Source organism: Kribbella sp. NPDC000426, assembly GCF_040300265.1.
In the GTDB taxonomy this organism is placed as follows: Bacteria; Actinomycetota; Actinomycetes; order Propionibacteriales; family Kribbellaceae; genus Kribbella.
Window position 1 is genome coordinate 546,831 of record NZ_JBEPDK010000006.1, and the last position, 18,595, is coordinate 565,425.

Below are 18,595 nucleotides of genomic sequence, written 5' to 3' on the forward strand. Positions count from 1 at the left end.
GGACCCCAATCTATGCGACGGCACCTACAGATTTGTCCCGGAGCCGGTTCTTGACGAAGGTGGCGGCGTGGTCGAGGGCCTCGTCGGCCTCGGACATGGCGCCGGCGAAGTACTGGAACACGTGTGGGGCGCCGGCGACCACGTCGAGGCTGACGTCGACGTCCTGCTCGGCGGCGCGGGCGACCAGGCGGAGCGAGTCGTCGAGCAGGATCTCCGCCGTACCGACCTGGACGAGCAGCGGCGGTAGACCCCTCAGGTCGGCGAAGACCGGGCTCGCGAGCTCGTTCGACGGGTCCGTGCCGCCCAGGTAGAACCCGGCCGATTCGGCCATGTTGGCGCGGCTGAACAGCGGGTCGTCCTCGCCCCGACTGTCCATGCTCGGGCTCTTCAGCGAGACGTCGGTCCACGGCGACAGCAACACCGCACCGGCCGGGAGCCGCAGCCCCTCGGCCCGCGCCGCGATCATCATCGCCAGCCCGAGCCCGCCACCGGCCGAATCGCCCACGAGGACGACGTTCCGGCCACTCTCGACCAACTCCCGGTACGCCGCCAGCGCATCGTGGATCCCGGCCGGGAACGGATGCTCCGGCGCGAGCCGGTAGTCGAGCGACACCGCCGGTACGCCGCTGCGCCGCGACAACGGCGCCGCCAGGTTGGCCCCGGTCCGCGCGGAGCCGAGCACGTACGAGCCGCCGTGCAGGTAGAGGATGACACCGTCCGCGTCGGCGCCGTCGACGTGCACGTCCAGCGCCGGCACCCCGCCCAGCGTCCGCTCGACCAGCTTGACGTCGTCACCGAGCGGCAGACCGGCGAACCGTTCGTCGAAGCCGGCGCGCTGCTCCTCCGGCGTCCGCCCGAGCTCGGCCTTCTGCATCATGCCGCGTGCCGCTTCACGTTCTTCAGCGCTCATCCGTCCGCCTCCTGCTGATAGATTCCTCGGAATATAGTTCCCTCCAACTACATTCCGAGGAATCTAATTCCGTGACTGATCTCACAGCATTGTTCACGGACCTGGTCCGGTTGGAAACGCGGCTCTACAACGTGCTCGACGCCCGCCTGAAGGCGGAGCACGACCTCCCGCTCGGCCAGTTCGAGTTCCTCCGCTTCATCTCCGCGCACGGCACGACCCGGGTCTTCGACCTGGCCCGCGAACTGGCCATCACCGTCGGCGCCACCAGCAAGGCCGTCGACCGGATGGAGTCCGCCGGCCGCGTCCGCCGTACCGCCAACCCCGACGACCGCCGCTCCTCCCTCGTCGAACTCACCCCCGAGGGCGCCCGGGCCCTCGCGGCAGCGGCACCCGCGGTCGAGGCCGAGCTCGACAGGTGGATCGGCTCGGTCCTGCCCACCAGACTCCTCGACCAGCTAGCAACCGGACTCTCCACACTCAGGCAGCACGCGGAGCTCGACAACCGGACATGACGCAGCCGGGCTCCCTTCCCTGGTGGTCCGATGGGAGCCCGGCTGCGCGCCTGGGGATGACTAGTCGATGTGGTACGGGTCGCCGTACACCTTCCAGCTGAGCGGGGTGTCCAGGTTGAAGTTGCCGTTCTTGAGGAAGACCCGCTGGGCGGTGTCGACCCGGCTGGTGTCGCTGTGCGCCTCCTCCTGCTTCATCGCCCACACCCGCGCGTCCAGGAACGCGTTCAGCCAGGTGGTCTCGTTGCCGCCCTGCGACGGGGGCTTGGCCTTGCCGAGGGCACGCTTGCGGATGCCGCCGAAGCTGGTCGAGTCGTTGCCCGGACCGTGCATGACGATCGCGTCGTAGTAGCAGAACTGACCGAGGGTGCGGACCCCGTCGGCCTTGCCCTGCGCCACCGCCGGGTTGAAGTACACCCGGTCGCGCTCGTCGTTCTGGCAGCTCTGGAACGCGGTGTCCTTGGCAGCAGTCTTCCAGTCCTTGGTGTAGTTCGGGTCGAGGCCATTGTGCGAGTCACTGCCGTTCACCTTGCGCAGCGCCGGCAGGTACTTCGCCAGCACGTTGCCGGGCTTGCGGTCGGTGTACAGCTCGACCAGGTCGAGCATGTCGCCGGTGCCCGAGCAGAACCCGATGATGCCGGCCGTGTAGCCGCGGCCGTCGTCGATGTCCTCGATGTACTTGTACTGCGCCTTCCAGTCCAGTGACGAGTTCTCCGCGCTGCAGACGATCTCCATCGCGATCTCCTTCTTCGCGGGATCGTCGAGACCGGTCGCCTGCACCGCTGCGTCGGCGTGCGACGCGTAACGGGAGACGGCCAGGCCGGTGGCGGGGACGGCCGCGAGCGACAGTCCGAGCAGCAGTGCGGTCCTGCGGGTGGGGCGGTTCTCCATGACTCCTCCGAGGGGCGTCCGAGGCAGCAACTGTTAGGAAGCTTTCCTATCAGACGGAGGACAGAAATGAGAATAGCTCGGACGTTAATGTTTTCGAAGGCTCAGGCGAAGACTGTGAGCGCGCCCGGCGCGATGCCGATGTCGACCGGCAGTTGGCCCAGCGGCTCGCCATCGGCGTACGCCGTGATGCCGGGCGACTCGATCCGGACCGAGCGGCCCTGGAGCGTACGCACCGCGGGATGGCCGACATGGGTGCCCTTGGACAGCTTCGGGAACAGCTGCAGCAGGGTCAGGCGGGACACCGGCTGGATGATCGTGACGTCCAGCAGGCCGTCGTCGATCGCGGCGCCGGCGCAGATCTGCAGTCCCCCGCCGTACGTCGGCCCGGTGCCGACCGCGACCAGCATCGCGCTCGTCTCGATCGGGTCGCCGTCGACGGTCACGACGTACTCGAGCGGGGTGAAGGTGCGCAGCTCGGCCAGGGTCGCGACCGTGTAGCGGGAGCTGCCCTTGGGCCACGACATCGCGTTGGCCCGCTTGTTCACCAGCGAGTCGAACCCGCCGGCGACGACCGTGGTGATGAAGACGTCCTTCGCGGTGGCGAGGTCGACGGTGCGGGTCTTGCCGGCCACCACCAGGTCCGCCGCCGCGAGCGGGTCCTTGAGCGGTACGCCGATGCCGCGGGCGAAGTCGTTTCCGGTGCCGGCCGGGATCACGCCGAACGGCATCCCGGAGTTCGCCAGCACCTGCGCGCCGAGGTGGACCGTGCCGTCGCCGCCGATCAGCGCGACCGCGTCCGCCCCGGACGCGACCACCTCACCGGCGATCCGGCCGACGTCCTCGGCGCAGGTCGTCGCATGCACGTCGACCGTCAGCCCGGCGGCCGCGATCCGGTCCCGAACCACCGGCGCGATCCGCGCACCCAGGCCGCGACCGCTGGTGGGATTCACCACCAGCGCGATCCGTCGGCTCATCAATCAGCCAGGAGCTCGTCGGCGCGGGTCTTGCGGCGTTTGTCGTTGATCCGCGCGATCACCTCGGAGGCGAAGAACAGCACGCACATCGGGAACGCCAGCAGACACATCGTGAACGGGTCACCGGACGGCGTCGCCACCGCGGCGAACACGAAGATCACCAGGATGATGTACGGCCGGAACTTGGACAGCGCGCTGCCCGGCAGCACGCCGACCATGTTGAGCAGCACGACCACCAGTGGGATCAGGAACGCGATACCGAACACCAGCAATGTCCGGATGACGAAGTCCAGGTACTTGCCGAGCTCGATCAGGTTCTGCACCTGGTCGGGCGTGAAGCCGAGCAGGATCTGGATGCCCTTCGGCAGGGTCCAGTAGCCGAGCGCGATACCGGTGGCGAACAGCGGCGCGGCGATCGCGGCGAACAGGTACGCCCACTTCTTCTCGTTGCGGTGCAGACCCGGCGCGATGAACGCCCACAGCTGGAACAGCCAGATCGGCCCGGCGACGATCAGGCCGAGCAGCGCCGACACCTTGATCCGGAACGTCAGCGGGTCGCCGACGCCCTGGAAGGTGAGCTGTGGCTTGAGGCCCCGGTTCTCCGCGAACGGTTTCACGGCCGTCTCGAACGGGTGCTTCAGGATCTCCAGCGCCTGGTAGTAGATGAACCAAGCCGCGATCGTGCACACCACGATCGCGAGCACACTGATGAGCAGCCGGTTACGGAGCTCGACGATGTGCTCGCGCAGGGTCATACGACCCTCGGGGTCTTTCGGGTGGCGGTCCTGTTTGTCCTTCCGCCGCCCGAACTTCACCATCGACACAGGTGCGTCGTTCGGCTCAGTTGGCGGTGTGGGTCGGCGGCAGGCCGTCGCCCGGCGCCTGGCCGTTCACCTGGTTCGGCTGCGCTGCCTGGGCCTGCGGGGCCGGCTGCTGCGCCGGAGGCTGCGACGCCTCCTGGGTCAGTTCCCCGTCCTTCTTCTTGGGGCCGACCTCCTCCTCCCAGATCTTCTTCGACTTGCCGAGCTGCTTGACCAGGGCCGGCAGCTTCGCCGATCCGAACAGCAGCACGACGATCGCGAGGATGACGAGCCACTCTGCGCCTTGGGGCATACCGAGGAGCGGTGCCATGTCGATCTCCCTTTCCAACATCAACTCGAAGCTCGAGCCTGAGTTCGTGGCCGAATACTACGCCGGAGCGTGCGCTTCCTCGCGGGTCTGTCCAGACCCGGTGGTGGACTGCGCACCGTCCAGCTTGGACTGGGCGGCGACCAACTCACGCGTCAGTGCCTTGGCCTGGCCCCACAGCTTCTTCGCGAGCAGGGCAAGGACGAGTGTCCACACCGCCACCACCGCGAGGAAGAGCAGGAACCAGTACATAGGAAGGAGCCTAGCCGGTTCCCGGCGATCGCCCACGTCCGCCGGGGCGTCTCGACGGACAACGGTGTCGGAACGTGATGGTAAAACCGAGTGTCCCCGGGGTGTGACAGCGCGGGACAGCTGGTACGACAACGGCTCGGGAACGGGCCGGCAAGGGAGCAGGGATGGCGCGGATCGGCGTCGATGAGCGGCGGACGCGGCTCGCGCGGAGACATCGGCTCGGGGCGGGTTGCCAGGCGGCCGACCCGGTCGAGGCGGCCGCGTCGATGGTGGCGCTGCATGCCACCGATCCGGCCACGGTCCACTTGAGCGTGGCTGCGCGGGTGCCAGGGAGTGACGTTGCGGGCACGGAGCGTGCGCTGTACGACGATCGCTCGCTGATCCGCATGCTCGGCATGCGCCGTACGGTGTTCGTCGTACCGACGCCGTTCGCGCCTGTTGTGCAGGCAGCGTGCACGGATGACATCGCGGTCAAGCAGCGGAAGCTGCTGGTCAAGCACCTGAACGAGGCGGGCGTCGCAGAGGGCGCCGAGGCGTGCGGCCGCTGGCTTGCCGCCGTCGAGGAGTCGACCGCGACCGCGCTGGCCCTGCGTGGGTCTGCGACGGCACAGGAGCTGTCGCAGGACGAGCCGCGGCTGCGGACCAGGCTCAGCATGGCTGCCGGGAAGACGTACGCCGCTCAGCCGTATGTGACGAGCCGCGTGTTGTTCCAGCTGTCCGCCGAGGGCCGGATCGTGCGTGGACGGCCGCTGGGGACGTGGCTGAGCGGCCAGCACCAGTGGTCGCCTTCTGCCGACTGGCTGCCGGGCGGGCTCGGTGACCGGCCAGTGGCCGAGGAGGCGCGGGTCATGCTCGCGCGGGCGTGGTTGTCGTCGTTCGGCCCGGGCACGGCGGCCGACCTGCAGTGGTGGGCCGGCTGGACGGGCGGACAGACGAAGAAGGCGCTGGCTGCAGTCGAGGCGGTCGCTGTGGATCTGGATGGTCAGGTGGGCTACGTGCTGCCCGGCGACGAGGCGCCTGAAGTGCCGGTCGAGCCGTGGGTCGCGTTCCTCCCGGGTCTGGACCCGACGCCGATGGGCTGGAAGGAGCGTGACTGGTTCCTCGGTCCGCACAAGTCCAGGCTGTTCGACAACACCGGCAACATCGGCCCGACGATCTGGGCCGACGGCCGCATCATCGGCGGCTGGGGCCAGCCCGAGTCCGGCGAGGTCCGCTACGAACTTCTCGAGGACGTCGGCCGCGACACCGCCGCCCTGGTCGCCGCCGAAGCCGACCGTTGGACCACCTGGCTAGCCGGGGTCCGTGTCACCCCGCGCTTCCGCTCCCCCTTGGAGAAGAAGCTCAGTCAGGGTTAGTCGTCGTACGCCGAGAGGGCGTCGCGGGCGGTGGCCGCTATCTGGGTGGTGAGATCGGGGGGATCCAGGACCGTGGCGGCGCCGCCCAGGCGGAGGACCAGGCGCTGGAGCCAGGCCGTGTCCGCGACGCGGAGTTTGACGATCAGGGAGTCGTCGGGGCCTTCTTCGACGGACTCGTTCGGGTAGTACTCGGCGACCCAGCGGGCTGGAGGGGCCAGCTTCACCGTTGCCAGCAGGTCCTGCTCGGAGGGCTGGAACATGCCGTTCGAGAGGTCGCGCGGCGTGGCCTCCGGCGGGGGCTCGCTGGGCAGATCGAGGAGCTTGACCGCGGCGATGCGGTCCAGGCGGAACAGGCGCACGTCCTCGGCCAGGCGGCACCAGGCCTCGAGGTACGTGCGGCCCTCGGACACGACCAGCCGCATCGGGTCCACGTCGCGCTCGGTCGTCTCGTCGCGCGACGGTACGTCGTACGTCAGGTGGAGCCGTCGCTTCCCGGCCAGCCCGCGGTTGACGGTCTCGGCGATCTCCGGCGCGGCCGGCTCGACGTGAACGTGCGCCGCGGCACCCTCACTCGCCGCAGCAGCCTCTCCAGCCGCTCGCTCCAGCTTGGCGATGGCCCGGTCGACCGCGTCCCGGTCCGGCCCTGCGGTCACCTCGCGCAGCGTGCGCAGCGCGGTCAACAGCGCCAACGCCTCGGCCGCGGCCAGTCGCAGCGGCCGCGCCAGGTAGTCCGCGTTGTTGATGTGGATGACGCCGTCGCCCTCGGCCGCCTCGATGTCGATCTCGATCAGATCGCCCATCTGCGCACCGGGCAGCCCGCAGAACCACAGCACCTTCAGGTCCGCGATGATCTGCTTCGGCCGTACGCCGAACTCCTTGGCGACGTCGTCGACGCGGGCGCCGTCGTTCTCCCGCAGGTACGGCACCAGTGCCAGCAGGCGCTGCACCTGGTCACGCGCGTTGCTCATGCCCCGGCCACCGTCCGCAGCCGCCACAGGACCCCGTCCAGCACGTCCCCAGGCCCCTCGACGACCGCATCCGGGCCGTACGACGCGATCTCCTCGGCCAGGACGGACGAGTCGGCGTACGGGACGTGGAGCAGGTCCCAGCCTTCTTCGTACTCCTCGATGGCGTTCGCGCGGCGACGCAGGCTCACACACGAACCGGTCCGCGCCCGCACCTTCGCCTCGGACGTCGGACGCGGTGGCGCGAGCTCGGTCACCAGCGAGCGCAGGTCGGTCCCCTCGGGCACGGTGAACGCACCCGGCTCCCCCACGGTCTTCACGTTGCCGCCGATCCGCGACAGCCGGAACATGCGGGTGGCCTGACGGTCGCGGTCGCGACCCACGACGTACCACCGGCCGTGCCAAGAGACGATGCCCCAGGGCTCCAGCGTCCTCGTCGTCGGCTCCGACGCACCACTCCGGACGTGCTGGAACCGGACTACCTGCCGCGCCACCACAGCGGACCAGAGCGGGTCGAAGGCCGGCTCCGACGCGCCGACGTGCGGCTCGATCGCGCTCAGCGCGGACTGGTCGGTCTGGATGCCGGCTGCCTTCAGCTTCAGCACCGCCGAGGTGGTCGCCTCGGACAAGCCGGCGTGCTGCCACACCCGCGCGGCCACACCGAGCACGGCGGCCTCGTCCGGCTCCAGGTGGACCTCGGGGAGCTCGAAGACGTCGCGCCGGATCCGGTAGCCGACCTCGTCGGAGAAGAACTTGTCGATCGTGCCCATCTCGATCGGGATGCCGAGGTCGCGCAGCTCGTCCTTGTCCCGCTCGAACATCTTCTCGAACGCGTCGTCGGTCTGGCCGGCGTACCCCTCGACGACCTCGCGGATGCGTTCCTTCGTCACGTAGGTGCGCGCGACCAGCAGGCAGATGACCACATTGAGCAGTCGCTCACTCTTCCGCGCCGACACCCGACCACCTTACGGCCTCCGGGCGTCCAAAACCCGCCTTTCCGCACCGAAACTTCGAACACACCTTCGACGCGCTGGGGACACACGGGGGACACGCTATGGTCGCTCCGTGATTCGCTGGCGGGACGGTGTGGTGGCGCAGGTCGGCCGGAGCTGGGCCGGCGCAGTTGAGCTGACGGTGACGGTCGGTGCGCAGACAGTGCGCGCCCTGGCCTACCCGGACCTGGTCGGTACGCCGGTGGCCGGCGACCGCGTGCTGCTCAACGTCAGCGCGCTGGACCGCGGCCTGGGCACGGGCGGCTACGCGCTGGTGGTCGCCGTACCGGACCGGCTGCCGGAAGACCCGCCTGAGCGCGGCCACCTGGTGAAAGCCCGCTACACGCCGATGCAGGCGATGGTGCTGGGTGCGGACGAGCAGGACTCCCCCGACCACGACGTACTGCGGGACGCAGACGACCTCTTCGGTACGCCGGTTGTTGTGGCGGACCTGCACTCTGCGCTGCCTGCCGTGCTGGCAGGTGTCTACGAGGCCAGGCCGACCACTCGGGTCGTCTACGTCATGACGGACGGCGGTGCGCTCCCGCTGGCGTTCTCGCGGAACGTGGCGACGCTGCGGGACGCCGGCTGGCTCAGCGGGACGGTGACCGTCGGCCAGGCGTACGGCGGGGACCGGGAGGCCGTCACCGTCCACACCGGTCTGTTGACCGCTGTGCAGGTCCTGGCGGCGGAGGTGGTCGTCATCACCCAGGGACCGGGCAATCTGGGCACTGGCACGCGCTGGGGCTTCTCCGGTGTGCAGTCCGGTGAGGCGGTCAACGCAGTCGGCACACTGGGCGGCCGGGCTGTCGCATCGCTGCGGATCTCCGAGGCTGACCCGCGTCCACGCCACCGTGGCATCTCACACCACAGCCTCACCGCATACGGCCGCGTGGCGCTCCAGCCGGCGGATGTCGTCGTACCGGATCTGGCAGGTGACTTCGGCGACGCCGTACGGGATGCGGCTGAGCCGTTGAAGGCGCGGCACCGGGTCGTGCGGGTCGGCGTGGACGGGTTGTACGAGGCGATGGAGGCAGCGCCGGTCAAGCTGTCCACGATGGGCCGCGGGCTCGACGAGGACCGCGCGTACTTCGAGGCCGCGGCCGCGGCAGGCCGGCACGCGGCCGGTCTGGTGGATGTACCTCCACCCGGAGTGGGGACGCAGTACTCCTGATCCCGCGGGCCTTCGCGGCCACGCTGGGAGCATGAGAACGATTAGCCGGGTTGAACCGCCGCTGACCGCCCGGTCGGCGACGATGTCGTGGTTGCTGGCGGTGGCCGCCGGGGTCGTGGAGACCGTGGTCCAGGTGGGGCTCGCGCTGGCTGACGACGTCTCGACGTCGTCGATCGTCGGGCAGATCGCAGTACGCGCGGTCATCTACGGCGCGCTGTTCGTGATCATCGACCGGTACTTCCGGCGCGGTGTGCGCTGGTCGCGCTATCTACTGGCCGGGGTCCTCGGCACGGTCGGCGTGGTCTCGCTGGTTACCGAACCGATCGGCTGGCTGATCGACAACGGCGACTTCACCACGATCGACTGGTCCGTCAGCTTCGTCACGATCGCCGCGCTCCGCGCCGTGCACCTCACCGCGGTGATCAGCGCGCTGTTCTTCACCTTCCACCGTGACACCGCCCGCTGGTTCAACGCGAAAGGCCGGTCCCCCAGGTAAGGAGACCGGCCGGCTCGTGCGGAGCTCTGGCTGACTACTGGCCCGTCTGCTTCGGGGCCGGGAAGGCGTTCAGGATGTCGATGACGGCGAAGGCGTTGACCGTCTTGCCGGACTGGTCCTTCGAGGCCGGCAGCTCGACCAGGACGCGGCTGCCGACCGGGATGCCGGCGAGGCCGTCCAGCGCGCCGGTCTGGCCGGTCGCACTCGGGCCGACCTGGAGCTGGTCGGTCGGGGCGCCCGGCTGAGCCGGGCTCTGCGCGGTGGCGGGCTGGCCGTCCCAGGTGCTGGCCTGCTTCTTGCCGGTGTAGTCGTAGACGACGTAGCGGCCGATCAGCTGGCTGGCCTTCTCGATCGGCTTGCCCTTGCCGAGCGCGAACACGACCGGCTTGCCGGGCTTCGCCGGCGGCTTGGTGCCGGCCGCGACAGTCACCTTCGGCTCGGCGTTCAGCGGGCCGCTGACGGTGATCTTGGTCGGCGTCGACGGGGTGACCGGGTCGGCGTTCAGCGGGGTGTCGTTGGCGGCCTCGCCGACCAGGTCGACGACGAAGATCAGCGTGTCGTCGCCCTTGATGCCGGCCTGCTCGTTACCGGCGGACTTGTAGCCCTTGTCGGCCGGGATCGACAGCATCACGCGGCTGCCGATCTTCTTGCCGACCAGACCCTCGTCCCAGCCGGCGATGACGCCGCCGACCCCGATCGGGAACGACGACGGGGCGCCGCGGTCGTAGGAGTTGTCGAAGACCTTGCCGTCGCGCCAGATCTGGCCGAGGTAGTTCGCGGTGAGCAGCTCGCCCTTCTTCACCTCGGGACCGTCGCCCTCCTTGAGGACCTCGGTCACCAGGGTCTTGTCCGGCTCACCGTCGCGATGGGTGATGGTCGGCTTCTGCCCGAAGTCCGACGTCACCTTGACACCGGCGGCCCCGAACTCGTCCTTCTTGTCCGAGCCGCACGCCACCAGGGACGACCCCAGCGCCGCAACCACGACCAGACTCAACAACTTGCGCACGAAACCAGCACCTCGAACCATCCCGGCGCGCTGTGCGCCGCTCGCCTCCGGTCAACAACGCCGCCCACCCTAGCTTGCGGCTTCAACTGGGTGGACGGCTGGCCGCGTCACCGTTGAGTCACAGCACGTACAGTCACGGCCGCTCAGAAACCGACGGCGTTGTGCGGTGCGCGCTCAGTTCGCAGTACTGCGTCGAGCCGGGAGATGGCGCCCGGTGTGTGCTCGTCGATGCGGCCGGCGTGGGACAGCTCACTTGCGCGGACTCCGCCGAGGTACAGCGATCCCAGCTCTGCGATGCCGAGGGACAGGTCTGCAGTCTGGTTCGTCGCGGTGCAGGCTGCCCCAGCGGGCGCTGCGTCCAGGCGCCAGCGGCCAGAGCCGAACAGGTCGTCGGACACGTCCAGTACGAGCGAATCGGTCGCGGCGTACGTCCGTGCCTCCAGAGCGCCTTGTACGTCGAGGATGCGTAGCCACAGGTTGTCCCGGGTCCGGGTGAGCTTCAGCGCGCGCGGATTGGTCAACATCCACCGCAGGGGCTCGTCCACTGGTCGCCGTGCAGCCACCACGCGCTTGGTGAGGTCGAAGTCGAGCAGCAACCCCCACAGCGCCCGGTACGCGTCGGATGTCAGCGCCTCGAACGCCTCAACCTGCAGCACGCCGGCCTGTGCCGGGTCCGGCGACCATGGCAACCGGAAGATTGCAGCACCGTCCACCGCACCCGCAGCGTCGCGATGCACCAGGTGGTGCGCCGGACCGGACCCGTCCGCCGGCAAAGCACCGGCTGACAGCCCGTCCCACTTACCCGGCAACGGACTGATCTCACCGACGCGCTGGGCTCGCGCCTGTTCATGCAGCACCGGCCACACCTCGCCCGCCACCACGCCGTCCACCAACTCGAGCGCACCCGAGTCAGAGAACTCGGACCGGAAGGCAACGTCGGTACGCCGTACCTCCCAGCGGTGCTGGAACGTCGCCGGCGAGAACCCGTACCGGCCGTAGATCGTGCCCTCGCTGGCGCTGAGCCCGGCCAGGAACTCACCACGCTCGCGGCAGTCCGCCAGCATGGCGGACATGATCTTCCGCAGCAGCCCACGCCTGCGGTACGTCGGCAACACCGCGGTCGAGGTCACGCCGCCGAGCGCCAGTTGCCGCCCGCCCGGGACGGTGACCTGGACCGACACGATCGCCGAACCGCCTGCGATCTTGCCGTCCACGAACGCTGCCTGCGGGCGGAACCAGTCCGCCTGCAGTTCCTCGGCGTACCGGTCGAGGTCGGCCGCGGTCGGCGGGACCTGCGGCGGCCAGGCGGCTGTTCCGGCGTACCAGGCCGACGGCTCGGGCTCCTCCTGCGGAAACCCGTTCACGTACGGCAGGACGCGCAGGTACTCCAAGGATTCTGAAGGACTGACAGGTGGCCGAACCTCGATGGTCATACGACCGTTCTAGGTCCGGCCACAAGAGTCCTGCATTGGATTTAGTCGGCGACTACATGCTCGCGATGAGCTTCTCGACCCGCTCGTCGTGGGACTTGAACGGGTCCTTGCACAGGACGGTGCGCTGGGCCTGGTCGTTGAGCTTGAGGTGGACCCAGTCGACGGTGAAGTCGCGGCGGCGCTCCTGGGCTCGCTTGATGAACTCGCCGCGCAGCCGGGCCCGCGTGGTCTGCGGCGGCACCGACTTGGCCTCGAACACCCGCAGGTCGTCGACGACCCGGGTGACCGCGCCCTTGCGCTCGAGCAGGTAGTACAGCCCGCGCGGCCGGTGGATGTCGTGGTACGCCAGGTCGAGCTGCGCCACCCGCGGGCTGGCCAGACCGAGGTTGTTCTGCGCCCGGTAGCGCTCGATCAGCCGGTACTTGATCACCCAGTCGATCTCGCGCTCGATCCCGGACATGTCGCCGGACTCGATCGCCTTCAGCGTCCGCTCCCACAGCGACAGCGCCCGCTCCACCGCCGGCGTCCCGAGCTCGCGGCGGTCGACGAAGTCGCGCGCCTTGGTCAGGTACTCCGTCTGGATGTCCAGCGCCGACGCCTCGCGACCGTTCGCCAGCCGGACCTCGCGGCGACCGGTCATGTCGTGGCTGATCTCGCGGATCGCCCGGATCGGGTTGTCCAGGGTCAGGTCGCGCATCACGATGCCGGCCTCGATCATCCGCAGCACCAGGTCGGTGCTGGCCACCTTGAGCAGCATGGTGGTCTCGGACATGTTCGAGTCGCCGACGATCACGTGCAGCCGGCGGAACCGCTCGGCGTCCGCGTGCGGCTCGTCCCGGGTGTTGATGATCGGCCGGGACCGGGTGGTCGCGCTGGAGACCCCTTCCCAGATGTGCTCGGCCCGCTGCGACACGGAGTACACCGCGCCGCGGGGGGTCTGCAGCACCTTGCCGGCGCCGCAGATCAGCTGCCGGGTGACCAGGAACGGGATCAGCACGTCGGCCAGCTTGGCGAAGTCGCCGTGCCGGCTGACCAGGTAGTTCTCGTGGCAGCCGTAGCTGTTGCCGGCCGAGTCGGTGTTGTTCTTGAACAGGTAGACGTCGCCGAAGATGCCCTCGTCGTGCAGCCGCTTCTGCGCGTCCACCAACAGACCTTCGAGGATGCGCTCCCCGGCCTTGTCGTGTGCGATCAGGTCGGTGACCGAGTCGCACTCACCCGTCGCGTACTCCGGGTGGGAGCCCACGTCGAGGTAGAGCCGCGCCCCGTTGCGGAGGAAGACGTTGCTGCTCCGCCCCCAGGACACGACCCGCCGAAACAGGTACCGCGCCACCTCGTCCGGGGTCAGTCGCCGCTGCCCGCGGAACGTACAGGTCACGCCGTACTCGTTCTCCAGACCGAAGATTCGCCGGTTCACATCACCCACACTACGGCGCGGTTCCGACAAGCGGGCCAGATCTCAGGCGCGCCGTCGTCGGGCGTTATCCCTTTGATGCACCTGCGAGGCCGCAACAATCAGCTGTCCGCCCGCATCAAGCATGTCGCGAGGAAGGACTTCCAGATGACCAAGAACAGGCGAGCGCTCGGCGCGATCGCTTCCGGAGTGCTCGCCGCGGGCACCCTTGTCAGCGCACCTGCCGGAGCAGCTCCGGCCACTGCGACCAGCCAGTCCGCCGCCTGCTCACTGCGGCTGGGCTCGATCACACCGGGTGGCGACCACACCCAGCAGACCATCACTGCCACCCCGTCGGCCGGCGCCCGTCAGCTCGGGCCGAAGGGCATCTATACGGCCGGCCAGGCGCACCTGCCGACGGCGGTCCGCACAGAGCTCGTCGTACCGGCCGGTGAGGAACGGACCGGTCTGGCGGTCGACGGAGTGCGGATGTACGGCACCAGCTACATGACCGACGGCACCGGTACGGCGATCGTGCCGGGGACGCTGAAGCAGACCCTGGTCGGCGGCGGCTGGGACGAGCTGCACAAGTACGTCGAGTTCAGCCACGCCGCTCCCGGCGGCATCGAGCGGTCGAACGTCTACTCGTTGATCAATCAGTTCACCGACGGCCTGATCGCTCGCTGGACGGTCACTCCGAGCGGCTGGAAGTACTACACGACGTTCGGCGGCTTCAAGGCGGTCAAGACGATGGCGCTGATCGGCCAGGGCAGCACGTACGACACGTTCCTGGCCACCACGAACGGCGGCGCGCTCTACACCGTCAAGGTGCCGACGGGCTCCGGGAAGCCGGTGGTGACCAAGGTGCGCACGTCGACCTGGCAGGGCTTCGAGACCCTGATCGCCGAGAAGTGCGGCAACTACGGCACCCTCCTGCTCGGTATCGACAAGGACACGGGCACCGGCTACCTGTACGCCGTCGGCCACGCCAACGGCACCGCCACCGTCATCAAGGGCCTCGGCAAGGTCCCGACGACCTTCCCCGCCACCGACTCGTACTTCCGCTACTACAACGCCGGCACCGTCCTGACTGGAGCGTGATCTGTGACAAGACTTCGGATTGCTGCCGGTGTGCTCGGCGCGGCGATGGCAGCGGCCGCGCTGGTGCCCGGGCCGGCTCAGGCCGGGCCTGCCCGGGCCAGTGCGGCCTGCAAGCTCACACTGGGCGCGGTGACGGTGCAGGGTGACCACAAGTTCCAGACGATCACTGCGACGTCACCCGTGACCGCCGGTACGCCGGTCGTCCGGCCGAAGGGGCTGTTCCCGGTGGACCAGGTGCGCCTGGCGAGCTCGCTGGGGTGGGAGCCGGATCCGCCGTCGGCCATGGTCAGCCGCGGGTACGCGACGATCGGGACCGACCTCTACCGGTTCAGCTACGCCATCGACAACACGACGGGCGAGCTGGACCCGACGTCGTACGTGAAGTCCAAGGTGGGTGGCGGGTGGATCCACCAGACGTACCTGGACCAGTCCACCTTCTTCACGGTCAACGGCCCGCGCACGCACACCTACGCCCTGCGGGACGACGTGATCACGCGCTGGACCGTGGAGGGATCGGCCTGGCGCAACAAAGCGACGTACGGCGGGTTCTCGGCGGTGAAGACGATGACGCTGATCAGCCAGACCGCGACGTACGACAGCTTCCTGGCCAACACCCGGGGCGGCGCGCTCTACACGATCCGGATCCCGCTGAGCGGCGCTCCGGTGGTCAAGAAGGTGCGTACGTCGACCTGGCAGGCCTTCGACACGCTCATCGCCGAGCGGTGCGGCAAGCAGAGCACTCTGCTGCTGGGCATCGACAAGGACACGCGTACCGCCTACCTGTACGCCGTCAGCCACGCCAACGGAGCCGCGACGGTCATCAACGGACTGGGCAGGGTGGGCAACCAGCTCGTCGCGCCCGAGGACAAGACGTACTTCCGATACTTCGCCGGCAGCTCTGAGGCCGACGACCTTCTCTACGGGGAGTGAGCAAGATGAAGAAACGTGCAGCTGGGCTGCTGGGGGTAGTGATGGCTGCCGGGGCGCTGGTCCAGGCCGCACCGGCCGGTGCGAGTACGACGGCGCCGCCGCCGTTCTGCCAGTTGGCTCTCGGCTCGACGACGAGCGGTGGAGACCTCATCCTGCGAGGCCTCTACGGGACCGTCCCGCCGAGCGCCAGCGCGAGCACCTGGGGCGGCAAGGACCTCCTGCCGGACGACGCGATCAAGGTAGCCGGCGGGCTCGGTCTGCAGGTCAACGCAGACCAGACCGGAGTCAGCCGGCGTCAGTACGTCGTACTGGACTCCACGCTCAACCTGCTGACGTACGACGTGAAGGGCTTCGGCGGCGAGGTCGATCCGGGCTCGGTGACGCGGACCCCGGTCGGCGGCGGCTGGAGCGCTGCCCGGTACATCGAGAACTCCCGCTACAACGTCGGCAGCAAGCTCGTCCGGAACAGCGCGTACGCCCTGATCGGCGACACCATCTCGCGCTGGAGCGTCAACGGCACGGCCTTCACGCACAAGGCGACGTACGCCGGGTACAGCGCGGTCAAGACGATGACGCTGATCAGCCAGACCGCCACCTACGACACGTTCCTCGCCAACACGTTCGCCGGAGCGCTCTACACGATCCGGATCCCGGTCTCCGGCAAGCCGGTGGTGAAGGTCGTACGGCGGACCACCTGGCAGGGCTTCGAGGCGCTCGTCGCCTCCAAGTGCGGCACCGGCACGATGCTGCTCGGCGTCGACAAGGAGACCGGAGCGCCGTACCTCTACACGATCGGGCACGCCAACGGGACCGCGACCGTGATCAAGGGCTTGGGCAAGGTGCCGCGCACGTTCGGTGAGGTCGCCTACTCGCGGTACTACGACGACACCCAGGACTACGACCAGCTGTCCGGCGAGTGAGGCCGATTGTCTGGTGAGTTTCCGGTGCCACACTGGAACTCACCAGACGATCGAAAGGCAAGACGTGACCCCCACCCGAGTGGCTGTCGCAGACGACGACGTGCTGCTGCGCGAAGGGCTGGCCAGTCTGCTGGAGCGCTCCGGCTTCGCTGTCCTCGGTACTGCGGGTAACGCCGAACAGCTCCTCGACCTGGTACGACGTGAGCGGCCGGAGCTCGTCATCGTCGATATCCGGATGCCACCGGGGCTCTCGACGGAGGGCCTCGACGCGGCCGACATCATCCGCCGGGAGCACCCGGAGACCGCCGTACTGCTGCTGTCTGCGCACGTGGAGGTCGATCACGCGCTTCAGCTGATGGCTGCGGGGCAGGGGGTCGGCTACCTGCTCAAGAGCCGGGTGACGGACGTCGACGAGTTCCTCGACAGTCTGCGGCGGGTCGCCCGCGGCGGCTCGGTGGTCGACCCCGCAGTGGTCCGGGAGCTGGTCGACACCCGGCGCCGGCACGACCCGCTGGCAGCGCTCACCGAGCGAGAGCGTGAGGTCCTGTCCCTGGTGGCAGAGGGCCGTTCGAACGCCGGTGTCGCGCGGCGGCTGTGGGTCGCCGAAGGGACTGTGGAGAAGCACGTCCGCAGCATCCTGACCAAGCTCGACCTGCCCGAGACCGACGACGACCATCGCCGCGTTCTGGCCGTCCTGACCTATCTGGACGGTGTCCGGCGCCCGGCGACGTGACCAGCCACGGGGGGACCAGCCGCGGCGGGACCGGGCGGGTGATCGGCGGGGTGGCCCGTCGGGTACTGGTCGCGAGCGGGCTGTTGATGGTGCTGGTCGGCTCCGGGTTCGTGGTGCTGCTGATCTCGGTGCAGGGACTGCGTGCGTCCGAGCACCAGGCCCGCCACACCGCCGCCGTACTGACCAGTGCTCATCAGGTGGAACGACTGGTGGCCGACCTCGCCTCCGGTCAGCGCGACTTCGTCATCACCGGTCAGGAGAAGTTCCTGCAGCCGTGGCAGACAGCACAGGAGCAGTTGCCTGCGCAGACCGCCGCCCTGCAGCAGTTGGTTGCCGGCAGCCCCGATGAGCTCGCCCGGGCGCAGGAGCTGAGCCGGAGCGTCACGTCGTACCTGCAGGACTACTCGATGCCGGAGATCGAGGCCGCGCGGCTCGACCCGGACGCTGCCCGCACCGAGGCGGCTACCGCGGAAGGTGCGCAGCGGGTCGCCCACATCCGCTCGGTGCTCGACCAGCTGATCGCTTCGGAGCAGCAGTTGTCGGTGGCCGAGCAGCGGCACTCGGACTCGGTGACCAACCAGGCGGTGGTTGCCGCGACGGTCGGGCTGGCCGGTTCCGTCGTACTCATCCTGGGCTTCACGATCTACCTCACGCGGGCGATCGTCCGGCCGGTGCGGGTCACGGCGGAGATGGCGAACCAGCTGGCCGCGGGCGATCTCGGCGTACGCGTGCCGGAGACAGGGGTCGGCGAGATCGGCACGCTGGAACGCACGTTCAACTCGATGGCGACCTCGCTCGGTGCGGCCAGCGCCGACGTCGCCGCGTCCCGGGCCCGGATCGTGCGGTCGGCGGACGAGACCCGGCGGCAGATCGAGCGCGATCTGCACGACGGGATCCAGCAACGACTCGTCTCGCTGACCCTCGACGTCCGGGCGATCCAGGCCGGCGCCCCGTTGGCCGAGCTCGACAACGTCGCCGACGGACTGTCGTCGACGCTGGACGAACTGCGAGAGATTGCCCGCGGCATCCATCCGGCGATCCTGTCCGAGGGCGGTATCGGCCCGGCGCTGCGGATGCTCGCCCGCCGCTCCAAGGTCCCGGCCGAAGTCACCGTCGGCTTCACCACCAGGCTCCCGGCGCCCATCGAAGCAGCCACGTACTACGTCGTGTCCGAAGCGCTCACGAATGCCGCGAAGCACGCCGACGCGTCCGTCGTACTGATCGATGCCGACCTCACGAACGATCGACTGGTACTCGTTGTCCGCGACGACGGTCGCGGCGGCGCGGACCCCGCGAACGGCTCCGGACTGATCGGGCTCGACGACCGCGTCCAGGCTCTCGGCGGCACGCTGGTGGTCGAAAGCCCAACAGGAGCAGGAACTACGCTCTCGGTCGCGCTGCCCGTCACGTCGTAGTACAGGCAGCAGGAATGCCAC

20 protein-coding genes are annotated in these 18,595 nt (G+C 69.1%); 9 read left to right on the forward strand and 11 right to left on the reverse strand.

Annotated features, from left to right (window positions below):
• Nucleotides 1-10 precede the first annotated feature (10 nt).
• Nucleotides 11-910: an alpha/beta hydrolase gene (locus ABT313_RS31290; RefSeq protein ID WP_350861221.1), complete on the reverse strand. Its 900-nt coding sequence runs from the start codon at nt 908-910 to the stop codon at nt 11-13.
• 71 nt (nt 911-981) lie between these two features.
• On the opposite strand from ABT313_RS31290, the gene ABT313_RS31295 reads away from it, so the two are divergent.
• Nucleotides 982-1,422 carry a MarR family winged helix-turn-helix transcriptional regulator gene (locus tag ABT313_RS31295; protein ID WP_350861223.1) on the forward strand — a complete coding sequence of 147 codons (441 nt, stop codon included), beginning with the start codon at nt 982-984 and terminating at the stop codon, nt 1,420-1,422.
• A 60-nt stretch (nt 1,423-1,482) separates the two neighbouring features.
• Here the strand turns inward: ABT313_RS31295 and ABT313_RS31300 are convergent, their stop codons facing one another.
• From ABT313_RS31300 to ABT313_RS31320, 5 genes are all read right to left on the reverse strand, one after another.
• Complete coding sequence (locus ABT313_RS31300) at nt 1,483-2,310, reverse strand: chitosanase (RefSeq protein ID WP_350861225.1); 828 nt, start codon at nt 2,308-2,310, stop codon at nt 1,483-1,485.
• 101 nt (nt 2,311-2,411) lie between these two features.
• Nucleotides 2,412-3,284 carry a diacylglycerol/lipid kinase family protein gene (locus tag ABT313_RS31305; RefSeq protein WP_350861227.1) on the reverse strand — a complete coding sequence of 291 codons (873 nt, stop codon included), beginning with the start codon at nt 3,282-3,284 and terminating at the stop codon, nt 2,412-2,414.
• The gene (gene tatC, locus ABT313_RS31310; protein WP_350861351.1) at nt 3,284-4,102 is read right to left on the reverse strand and encodes a twin-arginine translocase subunit TatC; all 819 of its coding nucleotides are present in this window, start codon (nt 4,100-4,102) and stop codon (nt 3,284-3,286) included. The genes ABT313_RS31305 and tatC overlap by 1 nt, the downstream gene beginning before the upstream one ends.
• A gap of 22 nt (nt 4,103-4,124) precedes the next feature.
• Nucleotides 4,125-4,415 carry a twin-arginine translocase TatA/TatE family subunit gene (locus ABT313_RS31315; protein ID WP_130439214.1) on the reverse strand — a complete coding sequence of 97 codons (291 nt, stop codon included), beginning with the start codon at nt 4,413-4,415 and terminating at the stop codon, nt 4,125-4,127.
• Nucleotides 4,416-4,472: 57 nt separating this feature from the next.
• Complete coding sequence (locus ABT313_RS31320) at nt 4,473-4,664, reverse strand: hypothetical protein (protein WP_350861229.1); 192 nt, start codon at nt 4,662-4,664, stop codon at nt 4,473-4,475.
• 164 nt (nt 4,665-4,828) lie between these two features.
• Between ABT313_RS31320 and ABT313_RS31325 the strand changes: the two genes are divergently transcribed.
• Nucleotides 4,829-6,019: a winged helix DNA-binding domain-containing protein gene (locus tag ABT313_RS31325; protein WP_350861231.1), complete on the forward strand. Its 1,191-nt coding sequence runs from the start codon at nt 4,829-4,831 to the stop codon at nt 6,017-6,019.
• On the opposite strand, the gene ABT313_RS31330 is transcribed toward ABT313_RS31325, so the two are convergent.
• On the reverse strand, nt 6,016-6,987 hold the full coding sequence (locus ABT313_RS31330; protein ID WP_130439220.1) for a helix-turn-helix transcriptional regulator: 972 nt from the start codon (nt 6,985-6,987) through the stop codon (nt 6,016-6,018). The genes ABT313_RS31325 and ABT313_RS31330 overlap by 4 nt on opposite strands.
• Nucleotides 6,984-7,940, reverse strand: a complete 957-nt coding sequence (locus ABT313_RS31335) for a helix-turn-helix transcriptional regulator (protein ID WP_350861233.1) — start codon at nt 7,938-7,940, stop codon at nt 6,984-6,986. The genes ABT313_RS31330 and ABT313_RS31335 overlap by 4 nt, the downstream gene beginning before the upstream one ends.
• A 109-nt stretch (nt 7,941-8,049) precedes the next feature.
• On the opposite strand from ABT313_RS31335, the gene ABT313_RS31340 reads away from it, so the two are divergent.
• A complete protein-coding gene (locus ABT313_RS31340) occupies nt 8,050-9,150 on the forward strand; it encodes a DUF3866 family protein (RefSeq protein ID WP_350861235.1) in 1,101 nt (366 codons plus the stop codon).
• A gap of 31 nt (nt 9,151-9,181) precedes the next feature.
• The gene (locus ABT313_RS31345; protein WP_350861237.1) at nt 9,182-9,646 is read left to right on the forward strand and encodes a hypothetical protein; all 465 of its coding nucleotides are present in this window, start codon (nt 9,182-9,184) and stop codon (nt 9,644-9,646) included.
• A 34-nt stretch (nt 9,647-9,680) separates the two neighbouring features.
• On the opposite strand, the gene ABT313_RS31350 is transcribed toward ABT313_RS31345, so the two are convergent.
• The 3 genes from ABT313_RS31350 to pafA form a co-directional block, all read right to left on the reverse strand.
• Nucleotides 9,681-10,652 carry an FKBP-type peptidyl-prolyl cis-trans isomerase gene (locus ABT313_RS31350; protein WP_350861239.1) on the reverse strand — a complete coding sequence of 324 codons (972 nt, stop codon included), beginning with the start codon at nt 10,650-10,652 and terminating at the stop codon, nt 9,681-9,683.
• Between the two features lie 143 nt (nt 10,653-10,795).
• Entirely contained in the window at nt 10,796-12,085 is a 1,290-nt protein-coding gene (locus ABT313_RS31355) for a GNAT family N-acetyltransferase (RefSeq protein ID WP_350861241.1), read from the reverse strand.
• A gap of 52 nt (nt 12,086-12,137) precedes the next feature.
• Nucleotides 12,138-13,499, reverse strand: coding sequence for a Pup--protein ligase (pafA, locus tag ABT313_RS31360; protein ID WP_130439232.1), 1,362 nt, complete (start codon nt 13,497-13,499; stop codon nt 12,138-12,140).
• 144 nt (nt 13,500-13,643) lie between these two features.
• Between pafA and ABT313_RS31365 the strand changes: the two genes are divergently transcribed.
• The 5 genes from ABT313_RS31365 to ABT313_RS31385 all read left to right on the forward strand — a co-directional run bounded on the left by ABT313_RS31365 (nt 13,644) and on the right by ABT313_RS31385 (nt 18,574).
• Nucleotides 13,644-14,576 (forward strand): hypothetical protein, encoded by a 933-nt coding sequence (locus ABT313_RS31365; protein ID WP_350861243.1) that lies wholly within the window; start codon nt 13,644-13,646, stop codon nt 14,574-14,576.
• A 3-nt stretch (nt 14,577-14,579) separates the two neighbouring features.
• Nucleotides 14,580-15,506: a hypothetical protein gene (locus tag ABT313_RS31370; RefSeq protein ID WP_350861245.1), complete on the forward strand. Its 927-nt coding sequence runs from the start codon at nt 14,580-14,582 to the stop codon at nt 15,504-15,506.
• A 5-nt stretch (nt 15,507-15,511) separates the two neighbouring features.
• Complete coding sequence (locus ABT313_RS31375; protein ID WP_350861247.1) at nt 15,512-16,426, forward strand: hypothetical protein; 915 nt, start codon at nt 15,512-15,514, stop codon at nt 16,424-16,426.
• Between the two features lie 79 nt (nt 16,427-16,505).
• Nucleotides 16,506-17,159, forward strand: coding sequence for a response regulator transcription factor (locus ABT313_RS31380; RefSeq protein ID WP_350861248.1), 654 nt, complete (start codon nt 16,506-16,508; stop codon nt 17,157-17,159).
• The gene (locus tag ABT313_RS31385; RefSeq protein ID WP_350861250.1) at nt 17,156-18,574 is read left to right on the forward strand and encodes a sensor histidine kinase; all 1,419 of its coding nucleotides are present in this window, start codon (nt 17,156-17,158) and stop codon (nt 18,572-18,574) included. The genes ABT313_RS31380 and ABT313_RS31385 overlap by 4 nt, the downstream gene beginning before the upstream one ends.
• Nucleotides 18,575-18,595: the final 21 nt, after the last annotated feature.

Coding starts and splice junctions, on each gene's coding strand:
- ABT313_RS31290 (WP_350861221.1), bottom strand. CDS start 910: ATGAGCGCTGAAGAACGTGAAGCGGCACGCGGCATGATGCAGAAGGCC.
- ABT313_RS31300 (WP_350861225.1), bottom strand. CDS start 2,310: ATGGAGAACCGCCCCACCCGCAGGACCGCACTGCTGCTCGGACTGTCG.
- ABT313_RS31305 (WP_350861227.1), bottom strand. CDS start 3,284: ATGAGCCGACGGATCGCGCTGGTGGTGAATCCCACCAGCGGTCGCGGC.
- tatC (WP_350861351.1), bottom strand. CDS start 4,102: ATGGTGAAGTTCGGGCGGCGGAAGGACAAACAGGACCGCCACCCGAAA.
- ABT313_RS31315 (WP_130439214.1), bottom strand. CDS start 4,415: ATGGCACCGCTCCTCGGTATGCCCCAAGGCGCAGAGTGGCTCGTCATC.
- ABT313_RS31320 (WP_350861229.1), bottom strand. CDS start 4,664: ATGTACTGGTTCCTGCTCTTCCTCGCGGTGGTGGCGGTGTGGACACTC.
- ABT313_RS31325 (WP_350861231.1), top strand. CDS start 4,829: ATGGCGCGGATCGGCGTCGATGAGCGGCGGACGCGGCTCGCGCGGAGA.
- ABT313_RS31330 (WP_130439220.1), bottom strand. CDS start 6,987: ATGAGCAACGCGCGTGACCAGGTGCAGCGCCTGCTGGCACTGGTGCCG.
- ABT313_RS31345 (WP_350861237.1), top strand. CDS start 9,182: ATGAGAACGATTAGCCGGGTTGAACCGCCGCTGACCGCCCGGTCGGCG.
- ABT313_RS31355 (WP_350861241.1), bottom strand. CDS start 12,085: ATGACCATCGAGGTTCGGCCACCTGTCAGTCCTTCAGAATCCTTGGAG.
- ABT313_RS31365 (WP_350861243.1), top strand. CDS start 13,644: ATGACCAAGAACAGGCGAGCGCTCGGCGCGATCGCTTCCGGAGTGCTC.
- ABT313_RS31375 (WP_350861247.1), top strand. CDS start 15,512: ATGAAGAAACGTGCAGCTGGGCTGCTGGGGGTAGTGATGGCTGCCGGG.